Source organism: Megalodesulfovibrio gigas DSM 1382 = ATCC 19364 (assembly GCF_000468495.1).
GTDB classification, from domain to species: domain Bacteria; phylum Desulfobacterota; class Desulfovibrionia; order Desulfovibrionales; family Desulfovibrionaceae; genus Megalodesulfovibrio; species Megalodesulfovibrio gigas.
In genome coordinates, this window is record NC_022444.1 from 2,764,021 (window position 1) to 2,765,636 (window position 1,616).

Annotated in this window: 1 protein-coding gene; it reads left to right on the top strand. The window is 60.0% G+C overall.

Translation table 11 applies throughout. The features are described 5' to 3' along the window. The first annotated feature begins 91 nt into the window (after positions 1 to 91). Positions 92 to 1,402, top strand: a complete 1,311-nt coding sequence (locus DGI_RS12160) for an IS1380 family transposase (protein ID WP_021761387.1) — start codon at positions 92 to 94, stop codon at positions 1,400 to 1,402. Positions 1,403 to 1,616 lie beyond the last annotated feature (214 nt).

Here is a 1,616-nt window from a genome sequence, read left to right on the forward strand (position 1 = left end):
CTAGCCCGCATATTGCACAAAAAAGTGGCGGGCAGTCTCTTTTTTTGTTAGATTTCAGTTGCCTAGACTAGAAATCAAAGAGACGCCCGCCATGACGAAGTGTAGCGCAGACGCCATCGAATTTCCAGGGTGCCGAGGCCGAAAAGTGCAGGCCGTGTTCGGCGGCCAGACCATCACCTCCGACGGCGGCGGGCTGTTGGTCCGGGCCGCGGACCAATCCCTCGGGTTGCTGCGGCGGGCCGCCCGCGCCTGCACCGACTCCCGCCGCGCCGCCAGCTGCGCCCACAGCCTGGAATCCCTGCTGCGCCAGCGGGTTTACGCCCTGGCCCTTGGCTACGAAGACCTCAACGATCACGATGTATTGAGGAACGATCCGGCCTTGCAGACCGCCGTGGGCCGCGACGTGGAACTGGCCAGCGCCGCCACCCTGTGCCGCTTCGAAAACCGCGTGGACAAGGCCTCCCTCTGGGCGTTAAGCGCCCTGCTTGTTGATGTTTTTCTTGAGTCCCACGCAACGCCGCCTGCGGAGATCATTCTCGACTTTGACGCCACAGATGATCGCGTCCATGGCATGCAGGAAGGACGATTCTTTCATGGATATTACGACCACTATTGTTTTTTGCCACTCTATGTCTTCTGCGGCGAGCATCTCTTGGCGGCGTATCTGCGTCCGAGCAATATTGATCCTGCCAAGCATGCACTGGGAATTCTCAGCCTTTTGGTGAAGAGAATTCGTCATGCGTGGCCCAATACGCGGATCATTTATCGCGGTGACTCCGGCTTTTGTCGCTGGAAGACCATGCGTTGGTGCGATTCCCGCGGCGTCGGCTACATCCTCGGGCTGGCCAAGAATTCGCGCCTGGCCGAGGCCGCCGCGCCCCTGGTGACCGAGGCGAAGGAACGTTTCGTCAAGACGAGAGAAAAACAAAAGATTTTCGGTGAGATACGCTATGCAGCCGCCACCTGGGACTGCGAGCGGCGAGTCATCGTCAAGGCCGAGCATCTGGAAAAGGGCGCCAACCCCCGCTACGTCGTCACCAATCTCGACGGTGAACCAAGCGAAATATATGGAAAATATTGTGCGCGCGGGGAGATGGAAAATCGCATCAAGGAGCAGCAGCTCTGCCTCTTCGCCGACCGCACCAGCTGCAGCAAGTGGCTGCCCAACCAGCTCCGCGTGCTGCTTTCGGGCCTGGCCTACACGTTGCTGCAGGCCATCCGCCGGCTGGCGCTGCCGGGCACGGAGCTGGCCCAGGCCCGCTGCGATACCATCCGCCTGAAACTGTTGAAAATTGGCGCGGCGGTGCTGCGCAATTCGCGCCGGGTGCAGGTGCTGCTCTCGGAAAACTATCCCTTCAAGGAACTGTTCGCCCTGGCCGCCGCCCGGCTGCGAGCTGGATAAATTCCCCTGAATTATCAGTGAACTTGAGCTAACATGGAGCAGTGCGCCCTGAAACTGCCTTGCGGCGACGATATCGCCGTTCGGCCGCCCCATTTCGTCCACGTCCCCTTGCGGCGACGCCCAAAAACCTGTTCCTCACCTTTTCTGTTGCCACCCACATCACGAACGCCCTCTGAGCCAAGGACATGAGGGCGTTCATGCAATATGCGGGCTA

Bases quoted from the DNA above. Each gene is read 5' to 3' on its own strand.
- DGI_RS12160 (WP_021761387.1), top strand. From the start codon at position 92: ATGACGAAGTGTAGCGCAGACGCCATCGAATTTCCAGGGTGCCGAGGC.